The 19,820-nt window shown below is 66.6% G+C and carries 17 protein-coding genes; 13 read left to right on the top strand and 4 right to left on the bottom strand.

Annotation, left to right across the window (positions count from 1 at the left end; translation table 11 throughout):
- Positions 1-83 precede the first annotated feature (83 nt).
- Positions 84-698, bottom strand: a complete 615-nt coding sequence (locus ACO054_RS13765) for a LexA family protein (RefSeq protein WP_421707156.1) — start codon at positions 696-698, stop codon at positions 84-86.
- 118 nt (positions 699-816) lie between these two features.
- Between ACO054_RS13765 and ACO054_RS13760 the strand changes: the two genes are divergently transcribed.
- From ACO054_RS13760 to ACO054_RS13740, 5 genes are all read left to right on the top strand, one after another.
- A complete protein-coding gene (locus ACO054_RS13760; RefSeq protein ID WP_421707155.1) occupies positions 817-1,278 on the top strand; it encodes a hypothetical protein in 462 nt (153 codons plus the stop codon).
- Positions 1,275-2,276: a hypothetical protein gene (locus ACO054_RS13755; protein ID WP_421707154.1), complete on the top strand. Its 1,002-nt coding sequence runs from the start codon at positions 1,275-1,277 to the stop codon at positions 2,274-2,276. The genes ACO054_RS13760 and ACO054_RS13755 overlap by 4 nt, the downstream gene beginning before the upstream one ends.
- The gene (locus ACO054_RS13750; RefSeq protein ID WP_421707153.1) at positions 2,242-2,853 is read left to right on the top strand and encodes a hypothetical protein; all 612 of its coding nucleotides are present in this window, start codon (positions 2,242-2,244) and stop codon (positions 2,851-2,853) included. Before ACO054_RS13755 ends, ACO054_RS13750 begins: the two co-directional genes overlap by 35 nt.
- A gap of 50 nt (positions 2,854-2,903) precedes the next feature.
- The gene (locus ACO054_RS13745) at positions 2,904-3,488 is read left to right on the top strand and encodes a DUF6362 family protein (protein WP_421707152.1); all 585 of its coding nucleotides are present in this window, start codon (positions 2,904-2,906) and stop codon (positions 3,486-3,488) included.
- Between the two features lie 143 nt (positions 3,489-3,631).
- Entirely contained in the window at positions 3,632-4,672 is a 1,041-nt protein-coding gene (locus tag ACO054_RS13740; RefSeq protein WP_421707151.1) for a glycosyltransferase family 2 protein, read from the top strand.
- A gap of 974 nt (positions 4,673-5,646) precedes the next feature.
- Here the strand turns inward: ACO054_RS13740 and ACO054_RS13735 are convergent.
- A complete protein-coding gene (locus ACO054_RS13735) occupies positions 5,647-5,844 on the bottom strand; it encodes a hypothetical protein (protein WP_421710407.1) in 198 nt (65 codons plus the stop codon).
- Here ACO054_RS13735 and ACO054_RS13730 point away from each other — a divergent pair.
- From ACO054_RS13730 to ACO054_RS13720, 3 genes are all read left to right on the top strand, one after another.
- A complete protein-coding gene (locus ACO054_RS13730) occupies positions 5,765-9,472 on the top strand; it encodes a filamentous hemagglutinin N-terminal domain-containing protein (RefSeq protein WP_421710365.1) in 3,708 nt (1,235 codons plus the stop codon). The two genes, ACO054_RS13735 and ACO054_RS13730, sit on opposite strands and share 80 nt — an antisense overlap.
- Positions 9,473-9,549: 77 nt before the next feature.
- On the top strand, positions 9,550-11,319 hold the full coding sequence (locus tag ACO054_RS13725; protein ID WP_421707150.1) for a ShlB/FhaC/HecB family hemolysin secretion/activation protein: 1,770 nt from the start codon (positions 9,550-9,552) through the stop codon (positions 11,317-11,319).
- Between the two features lie 521 nt (positions 11,320-11,840).
- Positions 11,841-12,533 carry a VPLPA-CTERM sorting domain-containing protein gene (locus tag ACO054_RS13720; protein ID WP_421707149.1) on the top strand — a complete coding sequence of 231 codons (693 nt, stop codon included), beginning with the start codon at positions 11,841-11,843 and terminating at the stop codon, positions 12,531-12,533.
- 155 nt (positions 12,534-12,688) lie between these two features.
- Here ACO054_RS13720 and ACO054_RS13715 read toward each other — a convergent pair whose 3' ends face one another.
- Positions 12,689-12,937 (bottom strand): hypothetical protein, encoded by a 249-nt coding sequence (locus ACO054_RS13715; protein WP_421707148.1) that lies wholly within the window; start codon positions 12,935-12,937, stop codon positions 12,689-12,691.
- Positions 12,938-13,089: 152 nt separating this feature from the next.
- Here ACO054_RS13715 and ACO054_RS13710 point away from each other — a divergent pair, with 152 nt between their 5' ends.
- Positions 13,090-13,821, top strand: coding sequence for an SOS response-associated peptidase (locus ACO054_RS13710; RefSeq protein ID WP_421707147.1), 732 nt, complete (start codon positions 13,090-13,092; stop codon positions 13,819-13,821).
- A gap of 39 nt (positions 13,822-13,860) precedes the next feature.
- On the opposite strand, the gene ACO054_RS13705 is transcribed toward ACO054_RS13710, so the two are convergent.
- Complete coding sequence (locus ACO054_RS13705; protein WP_421707146.1) at positions 13,861-15,171, bottom strand: methyltransferase family protein; 1,311 nt, start codon at positions 15,169-15,171, stop codon at positions 13,861-13,863.
- A gap of 534 nt (positions 15,172-15,705) precedes the next feature.
- On the opposite strand from ACO054_RS13705, the gene ACO054_RS13700 reads away from it, so the two are divergent.
- From ACO054_RS13700 to ACO054_RS13685, 4 genes are all read left to right on the top strand, one after another.
- On the top strand, positions 15,706-15,981 hold the full coding sequence (locus tag ACO054_RS13700; RefSeq protein ID WP_421707145.1) for a hypothetical protein: 276 nt from the start codon (positions 15,706-15,708) through the stop codon (positions 15,979-15,981).
- A gap of 259 nt (positions 15,982-16,240) precedes the next feature.
- Positions 16,241-17,554, top strand: coding sequence for a terminase large subunit domain-containing protein (locus ACO054_RS13695; RefSeq protein WP_421707144.1), 1,314 nt, complete (start codon positions 16,241-16,243; stop codon positions 17,552-17,554).
- 2 nt (positions 17,555-17,556) lie between these two features.
- A complete protein-coding gene (locus ACO054_RS13690; RefSeq protein ID WP_421707143.1) occupies positions 17,557-17,781 on the top strand; it encodes a hypothetical protein in 225 nt (74 codons plus the stop codon).
- A gap of 253 nt (positions 17,782-18,034) precedes the next feature.
- Complete coding sequence (locus ACO054_RS13685) at positions 18,035-19,774, top strand: portal protein (RefSeq protein WP_421707142.1); 1,740 nt, start codon at positions 18,035-18,037, stop codon at positions 19,772-19,774.
- Positions 19,775-19,820 lie beyond the last annotated feature (46 nt).

Genomic DNA, 19,820 nt, shown 5'->3' with positions numbered 1-19,820 from the left:
CGGCAGTCGCGCCGGCAGGACCGAGACGATACGAATTGTATTGGCTTAAGTCAATACTACTTGTATCGATACGGTGAGAAATTTCAGATTTGCTTGATGACCTGGACCACGCGGCCGATCACCTCGACCGTTTCGTCGGGAAAGATGGTCTCATGGGGTCGGGTGCTGTCCGGTTCCAGCCGCGTCGGGTTGGTGCGGTAGCGCTTGAAGGTCGCGTCACCGCCGTTGGAGAGCCGGAAGACGTAGTAGCGACCGTCGATCAGATCGCGGTCGCCGTAGTCGACGACGATGACGCTTTCCTGCGGTGCGATCCGGTCCATCGAGTTTCCGTGGACGCGTAGGGCGAAGACGGTCTTCCGCGTGTGGGAGACGATCACCATGTCGCCCGAGCCGGCCGGCAGGGTGTCGGATGCGGTCCAACGTCCAGCCTCCACCCAGGAAAGGACGGGCGCCCGGTGGATCTGGGTTTGCAGCGCCGTCAACTCCTTCGGGTCCGTTTCGCCCGTCAGCAGCCAGAGATAGGGAACGTCGAGCTTTTTCGCGTAGTCGCGGACCTGTTCCGGGCCGGGCGTGCGCTGCCCGTTCTCATGATGCCGGTAGGTCGCCTCCAGCATGTCCATGGCGCGTGCGAAGGCGGCGGCCGACGTGTAGCCGGCGGCCTCGCGTGCTTGGCGAAGTCGATCCGCAACCTGGGACATGGGCGCAGTGTGACCGATACGCTCCGTGATGTCCGATACGAATTGTATTGATTTTGCCTGATACGATATGTATCGATTTGACTCTGCCTTGGTTCGATAGAGGGACGGGAGTCAGCAGATGGAGACCACAGGATCGATCGCGAGCCGCGCCAGCCACCCGATGACTCTGGAGGAGCCGATTCGTGCCGACCCGACCGAGCAGCGCTTGTGGCGCGCGGTGATCGACTGCGCCTTCCGCGATGCGGTCGAACTGCCGAAACTCTGGTTCGGCAGCCGCAGCCGTGAGCATCTGGAGCGCCATCGTCACCGTCTGCAGGACGAGGCGCGTCGCTGGCTATTGTCCGGGGGCGACGACTTCGTCCTCGTCTGCGATCTGGCGGGCCGCTGTCCGGTCGAGGTGCGTGACCAGGCCCGTCGCCTGCTGGACGATCCCGAGATGCAGGCTCGCTATCGCGTGGCGCGCGACGGCTTGTCGGGGCGTCGAAGCGCCGGAACCAAATCGAAAGCGGGCGCTAGATCGAGATCGACCGATGGTCGCCGGCAGGAAGCCGCGATGTCTTTGCCCGGGCGCATGCGATGACGGGACCGGCACCCAGCAAGGTTCGGCGCGTCGACTACTACCCGGACGAAATGATCTCCGGCGTGGCCGGCAAGCTCTCGCCGTTGGATTTCGGCGTCTACTGGATGATCTGCACGCTCATCGCCTCGCGTGGCGGTTCGATCGACAACGATCCGGCCTGGATCGCGCAGCTCTTCAAACGCGGCACCCGGCCGCGCGATATCGCTGCCGCGATCACGCGGCTGATCGCAGCGCGCAAGTGTCTGGAGACGGACGGCAAACTGCGTCAACCGCGCATGGAGGTGGAGGTCCAACGTGCCGCCGGCCGGATTCAAAGCGCCCGCGAGAACGGTGCGCGCGGGGGCCGTCCGGCCAAGCAGAACAAGGACTTGGGGAAAGCACCCGGTTCCGGAGAGGGGACGCTAACCGTCAACCGCCAACCCGCAACCCTCAACGACTCTCCCGCCTCCCCTGTCGGGGAGGCCGCGATCCCGAAGGTGCCGGAAGATCGCGGAGCGTTACGGACGGGCCCGAGGGCTGCGGGAGCGTCATCCGGGCAGACGCGAGGTTCCAAAACGATGGCCGAAGGCGGAAGGGCTCGGGACGGCAGCCGGGGACACCGTCTGCCCGACGACTGGTCGCCAAGCCCGCAAGCCCGTCTAACCGCCCAGGAGGAAGGTCTGACCGATGATGAAATTGACCGCTGTGCCGACAAGTTCCGCGACTACTGGCACGCGCAACCGGGCGCCAAAGGGCGCAAGTGCGACTGGCAAGCCACCTGGCGGAACTGGGTCCGCCGCGAGGTCGACGACGGGCGTGTCGGGCGCGCGACTCTCCGCCGACCTGGGCAGGGGCGGGGCATCATCCGCCGTGCCGGCGCGTCACCTGGAGATCGCGCGCCGAGCGGCACGGCTTACGCCGCCCGAGGTGGAGTTGAGGATCGCAGCTTTGCTGCCGCCGTCGCTCGCGCTGTCCAGCGGCAGGTTGCCGAGCCGGACGACGACGACAGTTCCGGCTGATCTGCAGCCCGACGACGGACAGCGGCTCCACGACTGGATTGCTGGCGCCTGCGTTCCGGCACGCAGGTTGGAGGCGGCGCTGCTCGCCGAATCGTCGAGCGAGACCGGCGGCGAGCCGGGAGCCGCCCTGGCGATCGGGTCGGCCATGGCGCGGCTTCGGGCGGTGACCGTCAGCCGGCGCAGCGAGGGTGTGGATCAGGATCTTCTGGCCGACGAACTGCTGGACCTCTGCCTGAACTATCCCGCCGACATCGCGCTGTCAGCGCTGGAGCAGGCCAAGGGCGACAGCCGCTTCTTCCCGACCTATGCGGACCTGCTGGCCGCGCTGGAGGCGCCGCTCACCCTGCGCCACGCCTGGCTGCGCGCGGTCGAAAGCTGGTCGGCGCAGATCGCCGACGGTCGCCAACGCGAGACGCTGCGGAGCCGCCGGTTGCGGAGCGTGCGCATTCTGGCAGGCCTGGAGGCTCGGCGCCGGGATGGCGCCTGGTTGCCTTGCGACCGGCTGGAATGGGCCCGTCAAAGCGCGGCGCTGGAACGGCTGGATGCGCAGCTCGCGGCGCTGGAGAGGCCGTTTTGACAGCGCCTGGCGAAACTCAAAGGCTCTTGGAATCGAGAAGGGAGACGAAGATGACGATGCAGAAGGTCTATGTCGGTGGGCGTGGCGAGATGGCGGTGCGGACCCTGCCGGACAGCGGCGTCCGCAGCGACCGCACGGGCCGCGAGGCGGGCCGCTGTAGCTGGCCGCTGCGTAGCGGCGAGCGGGCGGTCGGCCGTTGGTCGGTGGCGCAGCGCGCCGCCGAGCGTGAGGAGACGGAGTCCCGGGACCGCCTGCGGCTGGCCGCTCTGGCGCTGGTGCAGCGCGCCTTCGAGACCTACGCGCGCCTACCAATGACCGGCCTTTTTCCGGCCGGCCTGCGCTCGGCCATGCCCGAGGTGGTGCACGACGCGACCGAGGCCTACGGCTGGAACGCCGCCCGTCCGCGACCGGCCACGCCCAGCGGGACCGAAATCCTGGAGGCCGACTGGGTCGCCGGTCATACCCTGACTCTGGCGCCAGCCGACCGGGCGATCCTGATCGGGCTCGGCCTCTCGCTTAGCCTGCGGGCGATCGGCCGCAAGGTCGGCCTGTCCCACGAGCGGGTGCGTCAGCGCGGCAACGCGCTGTTGCTTGCCCTGGCGGCGGCCTACGAGGCGAAGGGCAAGAGGCTTTAGGGGATCGTGGTTAAGATCCGATCCGAGGCCGGCGCGCAACCGAGCTATGCAAGAAAGCGGTGGATTTATGGTAATTATTTATTACTCTTTATGGATCTTTAAGGAATAAAGAGCGCCGCTTCCGAGCGGGGAGGAGATGCAGGATGGCTGATACGCCGATGGTGACGATCGTCGTGGTGCCGCGCGAGCGCTTCGGTGTCGCTGTGGAATCGCTGGAAAGCATCGTCGAGCACACAGAGAGGCCTTACCGGCTGATCTACGTCGACGGCGGCAGCCCCAAGCCGACGGCCGATGCCTTGCGCGGGCTTTGCGCGGCCCAGGGCTTCGATTACCTGCGCTACGACAGCTACCTCTCGCCGAACCAGGCGCGGAACATCGGCCTGAGCCGGGTTGAAACCCCCTACGTCGCTTTCGTGGACAACGACGTGATCTGCTCGCCCGGCTGGCTGTCGACCATGATCGCGACGGCCCACGAAACCGGGGCCGAGGTGATCGCACCGCTGATCTGTCAGAAGCGGCCGCTGCACACCGAGGTGCATCAGGCCGGTGGCCTGATCGCCGACGACCTGGAGGCCTTTCTGGCCGCCGCGCCGGAAGACCGGCGCCTGCGGGACGAGCACGTGCATCAGCGCAGCAAGGTCGCCGACCTGGCGTTGAAGCGGGAAGAGACGCAGTTCTGCGAGTTCCATTGCGTTCTGGTCAAACGCGCGCTGTTCGACCGGATCGGACCGCTGGACGAAGCGCTGACCGCGACCCGCGAGCATCTGGACTTCAGCCTCTGCGTCTGGACCAACGGCGGCCGGGTCGTCTTCGAGCCGAAGTCCGTAGTCACCTATCTCTTCCCGTCGCGCGACACGCCGCTTCAGCGGGCGGACTGGCCTTTCTTCACGCTGCGCTGGTCGCCGGTCTGGATTCTCAAGTCGCTGGACCGCTTCTGCGAGAAGTGGGGCATCACCAACGACCCCTACGTCGAGAAGCTGCGGGCGACGGCGAGTTGGCGTCACACCGTGGGCTTGGGCCGCAGCATGACCGCCAAGATTCCCTTCGGCCGGACAATCGCGGAGAAGGCCGTGGTTCTGCCGTTGCTGGATCTTTGGGGGCGCCGTATGGCGGCGCAGCATGCCCGCCGCTCCGCCGCCGGACCACAGCCGAGCCACGTCTCCAGCCCCTCCCAGGCGGCCTAAGGCGCTATCCCGCCTCAGACGATCCTGCTCCAGGGCCGTTCGCCCGGGGCGCCAAAGCAGCGGTCCGGCCGTGCAGTTGTAAAAACTGCCGCAGGCCTGGAGGAAATGCGTCGACAGCCCGTCGAGTGACTGGGGCTGGTGACTGGGGCTGGTGACTGGGGCTGGTGACTGGTGTTGATGACTGGGCGTGGTGACTGGGGTTGATGACTGGGCGTGGTGACTGGGCGTGGTGACTGGGCGTGGTGACTGGGGCCGGGCGCGAGTGTCGAACCACTCCGTCCTACGGCCCCATCCTTCTGGCCGAATGTGACACGCGAGAGCCCGCGCCACCTTGCCTTGTGCCCGGACTCTCTGCGGCATTGCCCGGCAGCCCGTCACTTCTGCCCGGGCACCAGCGAATTTATCGAGTCGAGACGTCGCAGGGACCTCCGGTCGCCACCAATCCTGTCGTCCTGTCGGATCCGATGGTGCTGCCGGGTCTTGGAGCCGGGTCTTGGAGCCGGGTCTTGGAAAGGTCACGCGCCGTGGCGAAGGAGTCGACCGCAGCTCAGGTGGTCGAGCTGGGAAGCTTGTCTTGGAAAGCGGGATCCCAAGCCTCAAGGGCTCTTCTATCATAGGGAGATTTTATAAAATATACTTCTAGTTTTAGGAAATTTACTACGTTCAGTAACTGTAAACGTAAACAAAGCCTCGTAAATTTTTTGTAAACATCAAGCTTTCGCATTGAATTAATCTAGAATTTTAGATGAATTGTTTCTAGATCGCCGATGATCTGATTTCCAAAGTCGGTGTTGAGGCGTCATGCCAAGCAGCTGCAGTCGAGGAACACAGAGTCAAACCGCAACCGCGGAGCGCGTTTGCCGAAACACGGCGCGTGGTTTCGGCACGTCCGCACGCGGCGCCAGGGCGCTGACCGCGTCAGGCAGGGATGCCGTCACGCGCCGCTGGCATCGCGTTGCTCAGCGGTTGGGCAGCTACGCGACCTTGCTCTGCTTCACCGCATCGACGGCAGTGACCCCCGCCGTCAGCAGCTCCGCCCTGGCCTCGACCACCTTGCCGCAAAACCCTTCTGTCGTGGCCGGCTCCGCCAGCGTGTCGCAGACCGCTCCTGCGGCGCTGCGCGTCGACCAGGCCAGCAACCGCGCCGTCATCGACTGGGAAAGCTTCAGCATCGGCAGCGAGGCCTCGGTGCAGTTCGCACAGCCGTCGAGCCGGGCCATCGCCGTCAACCGCGTCACCGGCGGCAGCCTCAGCGAGATCTATGGGGCGCTGACGGCTAACGGTCAGATCGTTCTGCTGAACCCCAACGGCGTTCTGTTCGGGGCCGGCGCGCAGATCGACGTCGGTGGGCTCATCGCCTCGACCGGCAACATCGATGTCGAGAACTTCATGTCTGGGTCCGACAGTCTGACGCTCAGCGACTTTGGCCCCGGCGCCATCGTTAACCAGGGCAGCATCACGGTGGCGCAAGGCGGCCTGACGGCTTTCGTGGCGCCGACCGTGCGCAACGACGGCGCGATCGTGGCACGTCTGGGCCGGGTCGCCCTGGCCGCCGGCAGCGAGACCGCGACCGTCGATCTCTGGGGCGACGGTCTCGTCTCCTTCGCGCTCTCGCCGGCGCAGCAGGCCTTGCTGGCGGCGAACGCCGGGTCCATCGAGGCCGAAGGCGGTATGATCGCGCTGTCGGTCGCGGCGGCGGAGCAGGTCGTCGAAAGCGTGATCAACGTGGAGGGGCGGCTCTCGGTGACTTCCGCGACTCAGGAGGCCGGGCGGATCGTCCTGCACGGAGGTGCCGGATCCGAGGTGAACGTCGCGGGCGAACTCGACGCGCGGGGCGCCGATGGCGGCGCGATCGACGTGACCGGCGACACGGTCACGCTCACGCAGACGGCGAGCCTGGATGCCTCCGGCCTCAGCGGTGGCGAGGCGAGCGACGGAGGACAGATCCGCGTGGGCGGCGACGAGCGCGGTCAGGGCGACTTCGCCCGCGCCGAGCACACCCGCGTGGCCGAGGGGGCGACCCTGGCGGCGGATGGCGCTGGCCGGGGCGACGGCGGGCGCGTGATCGTCTGGGCCGACGAGACCACCCGGATGGATGGCGCGATCTCCGCACGGGGCGGAGCGAGCGGCGGCGACGGCGGCTTCGTCGAGACCTCGGCCGCCGGGCAACTGGGTGTGACCGGCAGCGTCGACGTCACGGCGGCCTTCGGTGAGGCGGGACAGTGGCTGTTGGATCCCCGCGACGTTCGGATCGTCAGCGGCGTCGGACCCGCCTACAGCGGAACGCCAGACGGGAGCGGGGTCTTCGAAGTCTTCGCCAGCAGCCTGACAGCGGCGCTGGACGGCGGTGCCAATGTCACCGTGACCACCGACGCAATCGATTCCAGCGGCGCCAGCGCCGGGGACATTACCGTCGCTGCGGCGGTGGAGTGGTCCGGAAGCGGCAGCCTCTCGCTGGAGGCTGACAACGACATCCTCGTGGACCGCAGCGGACGGATTGTGTCGCTCGGCGGCGGCGATGTCTTCCTGACCGCCGGAAACGACATTCGCGTGCAGTCGCAGATCCAGACGGCGAACGCCGGCGGCACCGGAGGCGACATCGCCCTGCGAGCTGGCGGCGATATCGCCGTGCAGGCGGCGGACGGCGTGCCAGAGAACGTCAGAGTTGCGGCAAGCGACGGCGGTTCGATCGATATTGACATCGCCGACGGAAACTTGACGGTGGCAGGCAGCGCCTTGCAGCCGTCGAACGCACGCATCGATACCTTCGGCGGCGGTGATATCGACATCACGGTCGGCGGCAGCGGAACCATGACCGGTAACGTCTCCGTCCTTGGCGGCAGCGGCAACCGGAGCGGTCAATGGGCCCGCATCCAATCCAGCGGCAGCCTGACCATCGACGCGGGCTACGACATCACCGTGGCCGGCGGCGACAATAGCGCCGGGAACGCTTTCGCAAGCCTGCGGTCCGCCGATGGCATGACGATCCAGGCCGGACATCGGCTGACGGTCGGCAACGTCGACGGGCGCGGCCGCCTCACCGCCAACTCGGATTCTTCGGTGGTCAACAGTGCAGGACGGCAGGACATCTCGGTCGGGAACGATCTACGCGTCTTCGGCGGGCGCCATCACTCCGACTCCTACATCCTGAACGAAGGCACTGCGCAGGACATCCGCGCAGACGACGATATCCGCGTGCGCGGCGGTGTCGGGCAACTGGGGTCCGACGCCTTCATCCGGGCGACCGGCGGCAGCCAGAGCGTTTTGGCGACCGGCCTCGCCCCGCGTAACACTTCCGTCATCGAGGTGACGGACCGGGGGGCGGGCACGGCCTTCATCGACGGCCGCAACACGGACCCCGACACCTATATCGTCGCGGCGCAGGACGCCAACGGTCAGATCCTGGTCGATGGCGTGGACAAGGAAAATCCGGTGGTGCCGGGCCGCCCGCAGATCAACGGAAGTAGCGTTGCCGACTCCTCGTCCGGCGTCCTGCCGCCCGATCCGAGCGGCGGCACGACCGGCGGCACGACTGGCGGTACGACCGGTGGCACCACGGGCGGCACCACAGGTGGCACGACCGGCGGGACCACGGGTGGCACGACTGGCGGCACCACGGGTGGTACGACTGGCGGGACCACAGGCGGCACGACCGGTGGCACCACGGGCGGTACGACCGGTGGCACCACGGGCGGTACGACTGGCGGCACCACAGGTGGCACGACCGGCGGGACCACGGGTGGCACGACCGGCGGCACCACGGGTGGTACGACTGGCGGGACCACAGGCGGCACGACCGGTGGCACCACGGGCGGTACGACCGGTGGCACCACGGGCGGTACGACTGGCGGCACCACGGGTGGCACGACTGGCGGCACCACAGGTGGCACGACCGGCGGGACCACAGGCGGCACGACCGGTGGCACCACGGGCGGTACGACCGGTGGCACCACGGGCGGTACGACTGGCGGCACCACGGGTGGCACGACTGGCGGCACCACAGGTGGCACGACCGGCGGCACCACAGGTGGCACGACCGGCGGCACCACGGGTGGCACGACCGGTGGCACCACGGGCGGTACGACCGGTGGCACCACGGGTGGCACGACTGGCGGCACCACGGGTGGCACCACCGGCGGTACGACCGGCGGCACCACAGGTGGCACGACCGGTGGCACGACTGGCGGCACCACGGGTGGCACGACCGGTGGCACTACGGGCGGCACGACCGGTGGCACCACGGGCGGGACCACGGGTGGCACGACCGGCGGCACCACAGGCGGCACCACGGGTGGCGCGGCAGGCGGTGGCACTGGCGATCTCGCTGCGACGGTGGGACCGGAGGTCTTCGTCGAGCGCGAGTTCCTGGCCGACTTCGCGGAGCTTCCCGGCGCGCTTCTGGGCCGGCTGAGCCTGCCTGAGCTGCTCGCGCGTCTGGCGCCGGCAGCAGGCGACGAAGGAGACGGCACGACGACCGTTGCGGACTATGTCATCACGGACAGTCCGACCCAGGTGGCGTCTCTGATTCCCCTTGGCGGGTCGGCGGTGATCGACTTCTCTGCTTGCGGACGTCGGCAGCTTTCGGGGACCGATTGCGTGGACACCTTAACCTTTGAAGATCTTTTGGCGCAGTATGGTCCCGAGGACCTGCCGGAAGACCTGCAGGATCTGACGAATCTGATCGAAGACGCCGGCGTCTTCGAAGAGTTCGGTTCGATGGACGACAGTGAGGTCGGCGACGACGGCGGGGTCGGCGACAGCGAGCCGTTGGACGGTACCGACGCACAGACGGCTCCCTAAAGCCCGTAACCGCTTTAAGGTCGTGCCGATTTCCCTGGCCTCGACCGCCTTGCGTGGGGTTTGCTGCGGTATCTCGGATGCGTCGGGACGGTGAGAGCAATGGTGTCGGGGTCGCAATGCATCGGATCGCGTTAGGACGAGTCGGTCTGGTGTTGGCCGCCGTCGGCCTGCTGCTGACCGCTTCGCCGGGGTTTGCCCAGACGACAAGTCGATCCATCCCGCCGTCGGCGGATCCGGGCCGTCTCGATCAACGACTGCAAACGCCGCTGGACATTCCAGGCCTGGAGACCGGTCCCGGCTTCGCGGTCCCGGAGGCGGCGCCGGCTCCCGAGGGTGCGGAGGAGATCCGCTTTCGGCTACAGCGCGTCGTCCTAGAGGGCAACAGCGTCTTCGCGGAGGAAGAGCTGTCGGATATCTGGTCGGCCGATGTGGGCGAGGACGTCAGCCTCGCCGACATCTACCTCTACGCCGACGCCATCACCACCCGCTACCGCAACGAGGGCTTCCTCCTGAGCCTGGCGCTGGTGCCGCCGCAGGAGATCGTCGAGGGCGAAGCGTCGCTGCGCATCGTCGAGGGCTTCGTTGAGAGCGTGTCCATCCGCGGCGAACCGCGCGGCGGGCAAGAGCTGCTTCAGGCCTACGGCGAGAAGATCGAGCAGGATCGTCCGCTGCGTGCCGCGACCCTGGAGCGCTACCTGCTGTTGATGAACGACCTGCCCGGAATCGAGGTGAATTCCATTCTGTCGGCGGCACCCGCCACGCCCAACGCCGCGACCCTGGATGTGTTGGTAGAGGAGCGCCGCTACGACGCCTTCCTGGAGGCGGACAACCGCGGTACGAGATTTCTTGGACCCTACCAGCAGTCCGCTGCGGTCGCCCTGCATTCTCTGCTGGCCAGTCACGAGCAGCTCGAGCTGCAGTACGTTCGGGCGGGCGACCCTTTTACCCGGGAGCTGGACTTCGTCTCGGCATCGCTTCGCTGGCCCCTCTTCACGGAGGGGACGACCGTCGGCATTTCGGGAAGCCTGGCCAGGACGAACCCCGGGGAGGATCTCGAAGATCTCGACGTCGAGGGCGATTCCGCCTCGCTGGTCGTCTCCGCCACGCATCCTGTGATTCGCTCGCGCACGCAGAACCTCTTCCTCTCCGGACAGATCGATCTGCGTCGCAGCGAAACCCGGATCTTCGGGAACGACGGCCTGCAGGAGGATCGGCTGACGGTGGCCCGGCTCGGCGCCTTCTGGAACCGATCCGACCGCTTCGGCGGCAACAGCTTCGCCAGCCTGCAGGTCAGTCAGGGTCTCGATCTCTTCGGTCCCTCCGAGCGTGGCGATGCCCGTCTGTCCCGGGCCGAGGGCGACCCCGAGTTCCTGAAGGTCGAAGCCGATGCCAGCCGGCTGCAGAGCCTCGGTTTTCTGGTGCCGGGTCTCAGTCTCTTCGCGTCGGCCTCGGCTCAGGTGTCCGACGATCCCCTGCTGGCCGGCGAGGAGTTCGGGTTGGGCGGCGAAGACCTGGGCAGCGCCTTCGAGCCCGCCGAGCTGGTCGGCGAGCATGGCCTGGGCGGCCGCCTGGAGCTGCGCTACGGACGCCAGACGGACTTGGAAGAGGTGCCTCTCGACGGCTGGCAGGTCTACGGTTTCGCCGATGGCGGGCGGGTCTGGAACGACGATGCCGGAGTCGGCGAGGACGATCGCGAGAGCCTGGCGTCGGTCGGGTTGGGGTTGCGCCTGCGGCTGCTGAACAGCGTTAGTGCCGATGTCGAGGTCGCGCAGCCGCTGCTTCGCGACCCCGGCGGAGACGACGACCGGCGGCCTCAGGCCTTCTTCCTGCTGCGCGCCGACTTCTAGAGCGCGCTCCGTAACACCTCCGGGTTCATCTCAACTCACCACAGTCGAAGCAATGGGCCGAAACGCCGGTGGGTCGAAACGCCGGGTGGGGCGACAGCGCGTCCACGCCTTGTCTGTGGGGCCTGAGTCTGATGGGGCCTGCGGATCGGTGGAACGGTTAGCCGTCCGGCAGCCACCGACTACGAGAAGAGACCTCCGTCGTCGGGCTGGAACGGCCCTGCAACACACAGACTTGTGATGGCTTTTCGCGATGCAAAAATTCGACTGAGAAGCGAAAGTGGTACTACTTTGAGGGCTAAGCAATACTATCAGAAAGATGTAATTCGATAGAAGTATATCACTGATATAGATGGATTTATCGGAAGGCGATGCACGCAATGCATTCAAATCCCGATAGAAATATATAACTTTACGAAAAATTAATTTTTACTTTATCAATTGCCCCAGAGCTGTTACAAAATCACCACTGCGCGGTCAGACCCCGTCGCAGAACGCGAAGCAAGAACTGGGGGTGCCTGATCATGACGATGATGTATGGAAAATTGGGTAGTTTCGCCATCGGTGTCGCCGTGGCCGCCGGCTTGACCGTCGCCACCTCGACAGCATCACAAGCCAGTTTGATCTATGCGACCGAAGTCGATTGGTTCAACAACGGCACGGTCACCAACCTCAACGATCGCGACAATCCGGCCAACGCGCTCGGGGCTCCGGACGACGATTTCCTGTCGCTCGGCCAGAGCAGCGACGACAGTCCGGGTTTCGCCGTTTTCGGTTTCGGCCAGAACTTTCTCGACCAAGGTCGTGTCTGGGAGTTCACCTTCAACTGTGCCAACGGCTGCGACTTCCTGGAAACGGCCATTATCTATGTCGGTACCTCGAGCCAATACACCATGGGCCAAGCCAGCCGGGCGGATCAAATCGATCTCGTGACGGGCTTGGGCGGATTCTTCGGTGAGTGGGAAGAGGTTGGCCAGGTTTCCAACCAGAATGCCCAGATCGACGACGGTGGCGCCGCGATTTCCTTCGCGGGCGAGTTCACCTGGCTGGCGATCGTCGACAACACGCCGAGCAACAGCCCCAGCCCGGACGGCTTCGACGTCAACGCCATCGGCGTGGCGCCGGTGCCTTTGCCGGCCGCGGCCTGGTTCCTGTTGACCGGTCTGGGCGGTCTCGCCGGTTTGCGCTGGTTGCGCGACCGTCCGCAGGTTGCCTGAGCGCTTTCTGACCTAAACGGCCCTGGTGATCTCCGGATCATGTTTCTCGGCAGTTTGCGGAACGACCTTTTGAAAGTTGCTTACGGCCTGCGACGGGAAAGCTGTCGCAGGCCGTCGTCTTGCTGGACCTCCTCTTTTTCGGTGACGCCCGGGCCTCAGTTTCGCGCCAGGCGGCCCACAGTGAGGGTATTGCCGTAGCGGTTGCCGCAGGCGCGGCAGCGCAGCTTGCGCTCCAGGTCCCCCAGTTTGCTGTGGGCCGGCCAGCGTTGCCGCAAGGCCTGAGGATTGACGATGGCGCTGTGACGGCAGCGGAAACAGGTCGCCTGAAAACGATGCCAATGCCCCAGGTCGGAGAGACGTAGCGCGTACTTGGGGCCGAGATTTTCGTTCTGTATATGTTCCATTCCCGGAGGGTATCCGGACTCCGCGATGAGGGTCCATTTGTATACAATTTGATTCTTTTGCCGAGAGGACGATTCCGTCCGGTGCTGTTGCCTTTCGGCATTTCGCGATCGCGCTCTTGCAATCCGCCCGGCGGTTCGGCGAACTGCGCTGCATGTGCAACGCGATGTCGCTGCGGCATTCCCGTAAGGAAATGATCCGCTTCGCCGATGACCTGGGCTTTGCCTTGAGCGAACCTTTGCCTGAGTTCGTCCCCCGCTATCGCATCGGGCCGCGGCAGTGGCATTCGGTCTTCCGCGCCTCGGGCTCGGACAGCTTGCAGGTCGAACCGGCGCTCTGGGATTTCGTCCCGCCTGCGCCGGACGTCGCCGGGCGCCCGAAGTACCTGCTGACCAATGCCCGCGCCGACAAGCTGTCAGGCGGTTGGCCTTGGCGGCTGCTTTCGAAGCGCGGCCGGGCGCTGGTTCCCTGCGACGGTTTTTACGAGCCGGAGAAGCCGGCGCGGGCGAAAGGCAGTGCTCCCTGGTCCTACTATACCCTCAAAGACGGCAGCCCCTTCGTGATGGCCGGGCTGGTCAGCGACAGCGTGGATCCCAGAACGGGCGAGGTGACCGCCAGCTTCGCCGTGGTGACCACCGAGGCCAATGCCCTGGTGAGCGGCCGCAACCATGACCGCATGCCGGTGCTGCTGACGCGCGAGACGGCGAGGACCTGGCTGTTCGAGGACCGCGTGCCGGAGGAGGTCTTACGGCCCTTTCCGGCCGGGGAGATGACGGCCTGGCGCGTGTCCGACGAGGCCAAGAACTTCCGCAGGCCGGATCACGCCGGCATGATCGCGCCGGCCGAGACTGTGGAGACGGGTGAGAGGCAGCTGGATCTGCTGTAGCGGCTAGGGCCGCAGGCGGTTCGAGGCGGCCGGTCGGTTTCAGGCCGCTGGTCGCCTGCCCAAGAGGCGTCGGCCGAGCCGCTCCAGCAGGCCGTGCTCGGCGATCCAGGCCAGATAGTCCCGATAGACAGGGTCCTGGCGCAGGTGCCACTCCTCCGTCCGGGCGCGCAGCCAGTAGATCAGGTTGACCGAGAGCAGCAGCAGGCAGTTCTGAATGGTCTGCGCCGTGTCGCCGAGCGGCAGGAAGGGCAGGAAGACCAGCCACCAGAAGAGGTTCTTGGCGAGGTAGGCCGGGTGGCGGAAGAAACGGTAGGGCCCGTTGGTGATGATGCCCCGGTGCGTCAGGTTGGAAAAGCGCAGGCCGAAGATCACCGTGGCCCAGGCGTAGACCCCCAGCACCAGCGACAGCAGAACCGCCCAGGCCCAGAGCGCCGGCTCGCTGCCCTGCATCCAGGCGGCCCAGTCCTGGGTGCCCTGACGGTAGTCGAGGGGGCCGCCGTGTCCCATCAGGATGAAGGGCGGATAGCAGATCAGCGCGGCGACCCAGGCAAGGAGAAAGGGGTTGGGCGAGCGGATGTGGGTGTCGAGTGGCCGAAAGGTCGCCGCGTAACCCAGCGTGCCGAAGGTCACGTCGATCAGGAACAGCAGATTGAAGACGAAGACGACCGTGACGATCGGATTCCGCAGCAGCTCGCCTGTGTCGTAGGCCACCACGGCCTGAACGTGCGACGGCATGAGGGAGGCGGTGAAGGCCAGGAAGAAGGCCTTGATGGCCCAACTGCGCAGGTGCTGAGCGACCTTCGATCTATCGGCCTGGGCGGCGTCACCGATGGCGAGGCGGCCGAAATGCCAGAGGTCGTCGTGGGGATCGGTGGCGTAGCGGTCGACCAGGAAGACGTAGAGCGCCGCGAGCAGCAGCAGCGGCAGCCAGATGGCCTGCAGGATACCCAGGTAGGCCGAAAACTCTTCGCCCCGATAATAGGTCACCGCGAAGTAGAAGACGGCAATGAGCGCCCAGGTCGCCGCCAGTCCGGCCAGCTTGATCCGCGTCGTGGCGATGGTATCGGAAAGCGGGCGCGGCGCCCCCCAGTTCAGGCCGGTGCTGGCGCGCCGATGCACTCGCTCGATCAGCAGGCTATAGAAGACCATCGGCAGGGCGGTGGCTGCGAGGCATAAGAGCCACTGGGCCTGCAGTGTCAGCGCCGAGCCGGGCAGCCATAGCAGGGCGGCGCCCAGGCCGGCCAGACCGGACAAGCCCACGCCGTTACCGATGACCGAAGGCGGTCGAACGGTCGGTTCGGAAACAGTTTGCCGCTGCGGGGCGGCGAGGGCAGGAGGCTGTGGTTGCATCGAACCGCTCTTCCACAGAGGAACGGGCCGTCCCTTTAGGGAAAGGCTCCCGAGCCTCGGACCATATATTCGAGGCCGTTACCAAGAGGTTTGCGGTGTATTTTCCGCTAATTGAAGGTATCGCAAGCCACAAGCGGTTCAAGCAATTTGGTGATCCGACGGAGAGAGAAACCGCCGAGACGCCGGGGTGGAGCATGACCTTCTCGGCGTGGCCGTGAAAAGTCGTGTCGTCGGGTTGACGAAAAGGGCTTCCGGCGCGCACTTTTTCCGTATCGGTGGCGGAGTGCGTAGAAGCCCGTGAGCGAACTCACCGATCGAACACCGCCAACACTCGATTGAGGACGTCCCGCCCGACCTGTCGCGGCAGGGTCTTTCGTGTGTGTGACCGCGCGTGGCAGGGAAGCGATTTGACGGCGGCCGGACGACCGCCCATCGAGCAAGGGGGATCACATGGCACCGTCGAAAGCGGCACGATCTCCAGTGGCGCGACGCCGATCTCCCCCTCCCGATCCGGGCGGCGAGGCGACACTGCAGTTGACCGAAGCCGTTCTGTTGGCCGCCACGCAGTCCGGGGAAGACTGCCAGGGCAAGGATGGCCTGGTCGGTTATCTACGCCGCATCGCCAACGAAGACATCAAGACCTTCTCGGGCTTTCTGGCCAAGGTGCTGCCCCTGCAGGTGGCCGGCGACCCGGAAAGTCCGCTGCGCGTCGTCGTGGCCACCGGGATCGAGCGGGCGCCGGACGAGCAGGTCCGGGAGAAAGCCGAGGAGACACGGCAGGGCCGCGGGCGCACCGGAATCTCAAAATAAATTTTCCGGTCAGGTTGACGATTGGACGCAGTTTCGAGGATATTTTCGTTAGGCCTGGAGATGTGTATCTCGCGTCGGTCTTGAGACAGATGACGCCAGAATAGAGGTGTTGCCGCCACGTCCCAGTGCCCCAGAAGACAGCCCGCCCGCCCGGTTCGCCGAGGCGGGTTTTTTCGTGAATGGCTTCGCCCAACTCGGTCGCGCGCCGCCATTGCGACAGACCAGCGAGAAACACACCAACAGAAGGCGATGGAGAGCCGTGGAGGAACAGGCCGTTTCCACCGGCTATCGGCCGCGTTGGTATCAAAGAGACATTCATGCCGGCTTGCGGCGCTTCTCGGTGCTGGTGTTGCACCGACGGGCCGGCAAGACGGTCCTGGCGATCAACGCGCTGATCGATGCCGCGCTGCGCTGCGAGAAGCCGAATCCGCGCTTCGCCTACCTAGCGCCCTATCAGAAACAGGCCAAACAGATCGCCTGGGACACCCTGCGTACCTACAGCCGGCCGATCCCCGGCACGCGGGCGCAGGATGGCGAGCTGCAGGTCACCTTGCCGAACGGTGCGCGCATCCGGCTCTACGGGGCCGATAATCCCGACGCCCTGCGCGGGCTATACTTCGATGGCGTCGTACTGGACGAAGTCGCCGACATGCGGCCCGAGACCTGGGGTGAGGTCATTCGCCCGGCCCTGTCCGACCGGCAGGGTTGGTGTCTCTTTATCGGGACACCCAAGGGGCTGGACCTGTTTCACGATCTCTATAACCACGCGGTGACGGCGAGGGATCCGGCCTGGTACGGCGCGCTCTACACGGCGGACGATACCGGCGCCATTCCGGTCGGCGAACTGGAGCTGGCCCGGCGCAGCATGTCGGACGCGCAGTACCGGCAGGAGTTCCTGTGCGATTGGCAGGCGGCCAGCGACAACGTGCTGATCCCGCTGGACCTGGTTGCTGCCGCGATGCGGCGCCACCTGAACCCGGCCGAGGTCGCGGAGCTACCGGTCGTCCTGGGCGTCGATGTCGCCCGCTACGGCGGAGACCGCTCGAGCCTCTGCCTGCGCCAGGGGCTCTGGTGCCGCGAGGTGCAGGCCTTCCAGGGGCTCGACAACATGACTCTGGCGGCACGGGTGGCGGTAAAGATCGCCGAGTCCGGGGCCGACGCCGTCTTCGTCGATGCCGGACGCGGCGAGGGGGTGATCGACCGTCTGCGCCAACTGGGCCACAGCGTCGTCGAGGTGAATTTCGGCGGCCGCCCGACCAGCCCGCGCTACCTCAACAAACGCGCGGAGATGTGGGACGCCGTCGCGGCCTGGCTGCGTGCCGGCGGCGCCCTGCCGGCCGACAACGCCCTGCGGCGCGATCTCTCGACGCCGACCTACGACTTCGACGCGGCCAACCGCCTGCGCCTGGAAAGCAAGGATGCCCTGCGTGAGCGCGGCCTACCGAGTCCCGACCTGGGCGATGCCCTGGCCCTGACCTTCGCGCTGCCGGTGCAGTCGCGCAATGGACCCGCCGGCAGTCGGCCACGGCTGGCGCTGGGCCTGGACTACAACCCCTACGAAGAGGCGATCTAGCCATGTGCATGTTCTCCAGCCCGCCCTCTCCGCCGGCACCGCCGCCGCCGCCCGAGCCGCCGAAGCAGGCGCAGCGTGCGCCCGACGGTCCCGAGGGTGTGGCGGCCCGTCGTGAGGAGGAGCGCCGGGCGCGGGCGCGGCGCGGTGCCGCCTCCACCATCAAGTCCGGTCCGCGCGGTCTGGAGACCGAGGAGCGGACCGCCGGTAAGACCTTGTTAGGAGCCTGAGGCCCATGTGCTCGAACCCGATTTCCCGACCGTCACCTCCCCCACCGCCTCCTCCTCCGCCGCCGCCACCTCCGCCGCCGCAAGAAGAGCGCCAGCCCGGCACAGCCCAGGCCGGCGGAGACCGCCGTCGCCGCCGTGCTGCAGGCGTGGCCACGCCGGGCCGGGCGACGATTCTGGGTGGCGAGGCTGGGGCGGAGGGCCCGACGGCACCGCGCGCCCGGAAAACCCTGCTGGGTCAATGAGGAAGGTCGAGATGGCCGAACGAGAGACTCTGCGCAGCCGCCTGATGAAGCGGCGCAACGCCCTGAAGACCGAGCGCGAGGACTGGCGCGAGCATTGGGAGGAGCTGGGCGACTTCGTGTTGCCGCGCCGTCTGCGGTTCAGCGATCGGGACGACAAGGGGCGGCGGGGCAAGAAGATCAACACGCGCATCCTGGACAGCACCGCGACCTTCGCCCTGCGCACGCTCGTCGCCGGCCTGATGACCGGCGTCACCAGCCCGGCGCGGCCCTGGTTCAAGCTGACGCCGCGCCGTCCCGGTCTGGCCGAGCGGGCGGAGGTCTCGCGGTGGCTACACAGCGTGAGCGGACTGCTGCGCGATATCTTCGCAGCCTCCAACGTCTACAATGCGCTGACGGTGGGCTACGAGGACCTGGGCCTCTTCGGCACCACGGCGATCTATGTGGAGCCGGACTTCGACGACGTGATCCGGCTGCGGCCGATGCCGATGGGCAGCTACTACCTGGCGTCCGGCGCTAGCGGTCTGGTCGATACCTGCTACCGTGACCTGCGCATGACGGTGGCGCAGATGGTCGAGGAGTTCGGCCTGGAGGCCTGCTCCGCCAGCGCCCAGAGCGCCTATCGCAACGGCGAGCTGGATCGTGAGTTCTGGGTGTTTCACGCCATAGAGCCGCGCCGCGACCGCGACCCGGCGCTGGGCGACGGCCGCAACAAGCGCTGGCGCTCGGTCTACCTGGAGGAAGGCGCCGAGGAGGGCAAGCTGCTGCGCGAGAGCGGCTTCGACAGCTTCCCGGTCCTGGCGCCGCGCTGGTACGTGACGGGGAACGACGTCTACGGCCGCAGCCCGGCGATGGACGTGCTGGGCGACATCAAGCAGCTACAGGTGATGCAGAAGCGCAAGGGTCAGGCTGTGGACAAGCAGGTCAATCCGCCGATGCAGGGCGGACCGGCCTACGGCAATCACCACGTCTCCCTGCTGCCCGGTGCGATCAACATCCTGGCCGACGGGGACCTGCAGCGGCAGGGTCTGCGCTCCGTCTACGACGTGCGGCTGAACCTGGGCGACCTGCGCCAGGATATCTTCGAGACGCAGGAGGCGGTGCGACGCGGCTTCTTCGCGAATCTCTTTCTGATGATCTCCAGCATGGATCGACGCCAGGTGACGGCGACGGAAATCGCCGAGCGCCGGTCGGAAAAGATGCTGGCCCTGGGGCCGGTTCTGGAGCGCCTGCAGAACGAACTACTGGAGCCGCTGGTCGAGCGCACTTTCGAGATCGCGGCGGCGGCCGGCATCCTGCCTCCGGCGCCCGAGGTCTTGCAGAGCCTGGATCTGAAGATCGAGCTGCAGTCGATCCTGGTGCGCGACCAGCGGGTCGACGCGATCCAGGGCATCGAGCGCCTGACCGGCTACGCCGGCGGTCTGGCGCAGATCGACCCGGCGGCCGGCATGAAGGTGGACTGGGCTCAGTCGGTGGACGAGATGGGCGAGCTGCTGGGCGTGCCGCCGACCATCCTACGCTCCGACGAAGAGGTCGCGGCCCTACAGCAGCAGAGCGCCCAGCGCCAGCAGATGGCCGAGGGCCTGGCCATGGCGCAGCAGGGGGCCGGCGCCCTGAAGGATGCCGGTGCCGCTGCGCAGTCGCTGGACGGCCTGCAGATGCTGCAGGCGGCGATAGGGCAGGGCGGCAGTGCGGCTCCGGATGCGTCTCAGGATGCGGCGGCGGGCGTGACTGAAACTCTCGGCGCCGCTTAGCGTCGGGCGCCTTGCCACACAAAAATATTCTTGTGTGGCAAACGGC

The sequence above is a fragment of the Algihabitans sp. genome (assembly GCF_965226985.1).
Classification (GTDB): Bacteria; Pseudomonadota; Alphaproteobacteria; order Kiloniellales; family DSM-21159; genus Algihabitans.
Note: the sequence above shows the minus strand (reverse complement) of the source record. Positions and strands in the feature narration are given on the sequence as shown.

Excerpts from the sequence above, each read along its gene's own strand:
- ACO054_RS13755 (WP_421707154.1), top strand. The coding sequence starts at position 1,275 with ATGACGGGACCGGCACCCAGCAAGGTTCGGCGCGTCGACTACTACCCG.
- ACO054_RS13720 (WP_421707149.1), top strand. The coding sequence starts at position 11,841 with ATGACGATGATGTATGGAAAATTGGGTAGTTTCGCCATCGGTGTCGCC.
- ACO054_RS13740 (WP_421707151.1), top strand. The coding sequence starts at position 3,632 with ATGGCTGATACGCCGATGGTGACGATCGTCGTGGTGCCGCGCGAGCGC.
- ACO054_RS13735 (WP_421710407.1), bottom strand. The coding sequence starts at position 5,844 with ATGCTGAAGCTTTCCCAGTCGATGACGGCGCGGTTGCTGGCCTGGTCG.
- ACO054_RS13765 (WP_421707156.1), bottom strand. The coding sequence starts at position 698 with ATGTCCCAGGTTGCGGATCGACTTCGCCAAGCACGCGAGGCCGCCGGC.
- ACO054_RS13705 (WP_421707146.1), bottom strand. The coding sequence starts at position 15,171 with ATGCAACCACAGCCTCCTGCCCTCGCCGCCCCGCAGCGGCAAACTGTT.
- ACO054_RS13725 (WP_421707150.1), top strand. The coding sequence starts at position 9,550 with ATGCGTCGGGACGGTGAGAGCAATGGTGTCGGGGTCGCAATGCATCGG.
- ACO054_RS13745 (WP_421707152.1), top strand. The coding sequence starts at position 2,904 with ATGACGATGCAGAAGGTCTATGTCGGTGGGCGTGGCGAGATGGCGGTG.
- ACO054_RS13715 (WP_421707148.1), bottom strand. The coding sequence starts at position 12,937 with ATGGAACATATACAGAACGAAAATCTCGGCCCCAAGTACGCGCTACGT.
- ACO054_RS13690 (WP_421707143.1), top strand. The coding sequence starts at position 17,557 with ATGTGCATGTTCTCCAGCCCGCCCTCTCCGCCGGCACCGCCGCCGCCG.
- ACO054_RS13760 (WP_421707155.1), top strand. The coding sequence starts at position 817 with ATGGAGACCACAGGATCGATCGCGAGCCGCGCCAGCCACCCGATGACT.
- ACO054_RS13710 (WP_421707147.1), top strand. The coding sequence starts at position 13,090 with ATGTGCAACGCGATGTCGCTGCGGCATTCCCGTAAGGAAATGATCCGC.
- ACO054_RS13685 (WP_421707142.1), top strand. The coding sequence starts at position 18,035 with ATGGCCGAACGAGAGACTCTGCGCAGCCGCCTGATGAAGCGGCGCAAC.